5 protein-coding genes are annotated in these 4,716 nt (G+C 72.3%); 3 read left to right on the forward strand and 2 right to left on the reverse strand.

Annotated elements, in window-relative coordinates; all coding sequences use genetic code 11:
• Positions 1-55 precede the first annotated feature (55 nt).
• Positions 56-1,687, reverse strand: a complete 1,632-nt coding sequence (locus ACFWZ5_RS44765; RefSeq protein ID WP_384806198.1) for an alkaline phosphatase D family protein — start codon at positions 1,685-1,687, stop codon at positions 56-58.
• 133 nt (positions 1,688-1,820) lie between these two features.
• Between ACFWZ5_RS44765 and ACFWZ5_RS44770 the strand changes: the two genes are divergently transcribed.
• From ACFWZ5_RS44770 to ACFWZ5_RS44780, 3 genes are all read left to right on the forward strand, one after another.
• Positions 1,821-2,642, forward strand: a complete 822-nt coding sequence (locus tag ACFWZ5_RS44770; protein ID WP_384806200.1) for an SDR family oxidoreductase — start codon at positions 1,821-1,823, stop codon at positions 2,640-2,642.
• Between the two features lie 182 nt (positions 2,643-2,824).
• Entirely contained in the window at positions 2,825-3,292 is a 468-nt protein-coding gene (locus ACFWZ5_RS44775; protein WP_384806202.1) for a lamin tail domain-containing protein, read from the forward strand.
• An 82-nt stretch (positions 3,293-3,374) separates the two neighbouring features.
• Positions 3,375-4,274 carry a PhzF family phenazine biosynthesis protein gene (locus tag ACFWZ5_RS44780; protein ID WP_384806204.1) on the forward strand — a complete coding sequence of 300 codons (900 nt, stop codon included), beginning with the start codon at positions 3,375-3,377 and terminating at the stop codon, positions 4,272-4,274.
• Between the two features lie 7 nt (positions 4,275-4,281).
• On the opposite strand, the gene ACFWZ5_RS44785 is transcribed toward ACFWZ5_RS44780, so the two are convergent.
• Complete coding sequence (locus ACFWZ5_RS44785) at positions 4,282-4,605, reverse strand: nuclear transport factor 2 family protein (RefSeq protein WP_384806206.1); 324 nt, start codon at positions 4,603-4,605, stop codon at positions 4,282-4,284.
• Between the last annotated feature and the right edge of the window lie 111 nt (positions 4,606-4,716).

Consider the following 4,716-nt stretch of genomic DNA (forward strand, 5'->3'; position numbering starts at 1 on the left):
TCTGGGGCGGAGCCCCAGTTCGGGAAGGGGCGGGTCTGGGGCGCCCCCGCGAGGGCTACGCCGGCTTCAGGCCCGGGTTGCCCGCCTCCGTGATGAAGGACGCCGCCGTCCTGATGGGGGCACCCGGCGTCGTGACCGCGGTCAGCGTCTTGAAGTCCGCGCGCGCCTCCTCGCGGCCGAGGGCGACGGTCACATATCCCCGTCGGCCGTTGTAGAACTTCAGATGGGGATTGGCCCGGGTGTAGGTCTCCCAGTTGGCGGGCCGGTCCGCGCCGTCCTTGCCGGAGGCGATGGACGTCGCGACGATCTCCGTACCGACGACCTTCGAGGACGGCTTGTCGAAGTCGTCGAGGATGTCGAAGGCGTAGCCGACGTGCACGTCACCGGTGAGGACCATGAGGTTCTCGACGTCGGCGGCCCGCGCCCCCGCGAGCACCCGCTGCCGCGAGGCCGCGTACCCGTCCCACGCGTCCATGCTGACCTTGGCGACGGGGTTCAGGTCGAGCTTGCGCTGGGAGAAGGTGACCTGCTGGGGGACGACGTTCCACAGGGCGCGGGAGCGGCGCCAGCCGTCGATCAGCCACCGCTCCTGGGTGGCGCCGGTGATGGTGCGGCGGGGGTCGAGCGACTCGGGCCCGGGCACGTGCGCCCCGTCCCCGTACGCCTGGTCGGAGCGGTACTGCCGGGTGTCGAGGATGTCGAACTGGGCGAGGCGGCCCCAGCCGAGGCGGCGGTAGAGCTGCATGTCGGACCCCGCGGGCCGCTGCGGGCGGCGCAGCGGCTGGTTCTCCCAGTACGCGCGGTACGCGGACGCGCGGCGGAGCAGGAACTCCTCGGGCGGGTTGCCGTTCTCGTCGAGGTCGTCGGCGTAGTTGTTCTCGACCTCGTGATCGTCCCAGGTGACGACGAAGGGGTGCGCGGCGTGCGCGGCGCGCAGGTCGGGGTCGGACTTGTAGAGCGCGTACCGGCGGCGGTAGTCGTCGAGGGTCTGCGTCTCGCGGTTGAAGACGTCGGGCAGGACGCGGTCGGTGTACTTGCGGGCGCCGCCGACGGAGTTCACGGCGTACTCGTACAGGTAGTCGCCGAGGTGGAAGACGACGTCGACGTCGTCGTCGGCGAGGTGCTTGTACGCGGTGAAGTAGCCGTCGTGGTACGCCTGGCAGGACACGGCGGCGAGAGTGAGGGCGCCGGTACGGCTGTGGGGGTGCGGCGCGGTGCGGGTGCGGCCGGTGCCGGAGGTCCAGGTGCCGGTGCGGAAGCGGTAGTAGTACGCGCGGTCGGCGTCGAGGCCGTCGACCTGGACGTGCACGGAGTGGTTGAACTCGGGGTGCGCGGTCGCCGTGCCGCGTCTGACGGCGCGGCGGAAGCGGGCGTCGCGGGAGAGCTCCCAGTGGACGGTGACGCGCTCGGCGGGCAGGCCGCCGTTCTCCTCGTAGGGCTTGGGCGCCAGGCGGGTCCAGAGGAGGACCGAGGTCGGCTGCGGGTCGCCGGACGCGACGCCGAGCGTGAACGGGTCGTCGGAGATGCGGGCCGCGTCCAGCTCGGCGGCGCCCGCGACGCCGGCCGTGGGCAGATTGGTGGCGAAGGCGAGCGCGGCGGCGGCCCCGGTGCCGGTGAGGAAGCGGCGGCGCCCCAAGTGGCGGGCTGCGGCGCGGAGTTCGGGTGCGTGCTGTCCGGCGGGTGTCATGTGCCCCTCCCCATACGGTGGCTGTACAGGGCATTGGAGTGGCGGGGGACGACGCCGGACTGTCACGTACACAACAGCCATATGGCGGGCAGATGATGTCCGTGTTGCGGACCCTCCCGTACGCTGCGGGGCCATGAACGCATGGCCAACGGCACATCCGAAGGGTGCGAACGCGGCATCGCAGACGGCGGCCCCGAGGGCGTCGAAGACGGCGGTGGTGACGGGCGCGGGGTCCGGAATCGGTCGCTCCGTCGCCCTTGAACTCCTGGGCGCGGGCTGGTCGGTGGCGCTCGCGGGGCGGCGCGAGGAGACGCTGCGGGAGACAGCGGAACTGGCGGGCGGGGAGTCCGGCGGGCGGGTGCTGTGCGTGCGGACCGACGTCTCGCGGCCCGACGACGCCGACGCCCTCTTCACCGCCGTACGCGACCGCTTCGGGCGGCTCGACCTGCTCTTCAACAACGCCGGGACGTTCGGCCCCGGCGGCGTGCCCGTCGAGGAACTCCCCTACGACGCCTGGCGGCACGTCGTCGACACGAACCTCAACGGCGCGTTCCTGTGCGCCCAGGCGGCGTTCCGGCAGATGAAGGAGCAGGACCCGCAGGGCGGCCGGATCATCAACAACGGGTCGATCTCGGCGCACGCCCCGCGCCCGCACTCGGTCGCGTACACGGCGACCAAGCACGCCCTGACCGGCCTCACCAAGTCGCTGTCCCTGGACGGCCGCCCGTACTCCATCGCCGTCGGCCAGATCGACATCGGCAACGCGGCGACCGACATGACCGAGCGCATGCGGACCGGGATCCTCCAGGCCAACGGGGAGACGGCGGTCGAGCCCGTGATGGACGTGGCCGACGTGGCGCGCACCGTGCGGCACATGGCCGAGCTGCCCCTGGAAGCGAACGTGCAGTTCGCCACGGTGCTCGCGACGGCGATGCCGTACGTCGGGCGGGGCTGATTGCAGTACGCGGGCGTGGCCGAGTTCCGGTCATCGGTCCGGAGTGGTGTCCGCGGCGGCGTCCCGTCCCGCTAGTCTCGGCAACTCTCCACCAGAGCTTCACAAGTGGAGCACGGGTACGGCACGGAACACTCGGAACCTTTCGAACCTTTCAAACCTTTCGGCACTTTACGGAGCACACGTTGCGCATACGCTCGGCCGCCACGGCCGTCCTCGCCGCCACCGCAGTCACGGCCCCCCTGCTGGTCGCCGCCCCGGCGTCCGCGGCCGCACGCCACCAGGGCGGTCTGCACCTCGGGTACATCCAGTACGACAGCCCGGGCCGGGACACCAGCTCCCGCACGTCGGTGAACGGCGAGTGGGTGAACATCCACAACAACACCCGGAGCCCGATCCAGCTCAAGGGCTACAAGCTCAAGGACAACACCGGCTACACGTACACCTTCCCCAGCTACCGGATCGGCGCGGGGAAGACCGTGAAGGTGCGCAGCGGCAAGGGCACGAACGGCTCGGGCGTCGTCTACTGGGGCCGCGGCTGGCACGTGTGGAACAACACCACCGACAAGGCCCGCCTCATCAAGCCGAGCGGCTCGCAGCTCGACTCCTGCTCCTGGACAACCCGGGACAACGGGGCCAAGAACTGCCACTGAGTACGCGCACTCCTGCTCGTAGGACGCCGCGACCGCCGCGTGGCCGGGAATGGACCCGGCCGCGCGGCGGTTGTCGTCCGGCATGAGCGAGCACCAGCACCCCGGTCCCGTCGTCGACGTCGACGTCCTGCGTTACACCGCCTTCGCCAGTGATCCCGAGGGCGGCAACCCCGCCGGGGTCGTCCTCGACGCCACCGGACTCGACGACGCGACGATGCTCGCGATCACGGCCGACGTCGGCTACAGCGAGTCGGCGTTCCTCACGCCGGGCCCGGCCGAGCTCGGCCCTGAGGGCCGCGCCTTCACCGTGCGGTACTTCTCGCCGCAGGCCGAGGTCCCCTTCTGCGGCCACGCCACCGTGGCGACGGCGGTCGCGCTCGCCGAGCGCGCCGGTCCCGGCGACTTCGTCTTCGCGACCCGGGCCGGGACGGTGCCCGTGACCGTCGCCGAGGACGCCGGGGCGCTGCGGGCGACGCTGACGAGCGTGGCGCCGCACGTCGAGGAGGCCGCCGCGGCCGACGTCGCCGAGGCCCTGGCCGCGCTCGGCTGGGCCGCGGACGAGCTCGACCCCGGCCTGCCGCCCCGCGTCTCCTTCGCGGGCGCCCGCCATCTGGTCCTCGCGGCCGCCACCCGGGAGCGGCTCGCCGACCTCGCGTACGACTTCGAGCGCCTGAAGGCCCTGATGCTGCGGCTCGACCTGACGACCGTCCAACTGGTGTGGCGGGAGCCGGACTCCGACGGCCGCGTCTTCCACGTGCGCGACCCGTTCCCGGTCGGCGGGGTCGTCGAGGACCCGGCGACGGGTGCGGCCGCGGCGGCGTTCGGCGCGTACGCGCGCGAGCTCGGCCTGGTCCCCGCCGCCGCGGAGCTCACCCTGCACCAGGGGGTCGACATGGGGCGGCCCGGGGTGCTCACGGTTTCGCTGCGGGAGGGGGACGAGCGGGTGCGGGTGTCGGGGGCGGCGGTCCGCATTCCGGCCTGAGCCGGGCTCAGGCCTGGCCGGTCTCGAACCGGGACACCTTTCCGCCGTCGACCGTGAACTGCCACTTCGTGCGCATCTCGCCCCAGGTGTCGTTGCGGTAGCGGGCCACGAGCGAGCGCCCGCCGTCCGCCTCGCTCTCGACGTCCATGTGGCCGTTGGACGAGAAGGCCTCGCGCTCCAGCCACTCCTGGAGGTTCCGGTCCGAGCCGTCGTCGGACATGGTCGCGCCGGGGGTCAGGAGGTCCATCACGGCGGACTTGTCGTTGGCGTTCAGGGCGGCGACGAACGCCCTGACCGTCGGTTCACTGAGCTGATCCACGGGAATGGTCATGCGTCCACGGTCACATCGGGGGGCGCGGGCCGCCACCGGTGGCCCTCGCGGGGGCGCCCGAAACTAGGGGCTCCGCCCCTAGGACCCCTTCTTTCCGCGCTGCGCGCTCGT

Source organism: Streptomyces sp. NPDC059003, from assembly GCF_042740445.1.
Classification (GTDB): domain Bacteria; phylum Actinomycetota; class Actinomycetes; order Streptomycetales; family Streptomycetaceae; genus Streptomyces.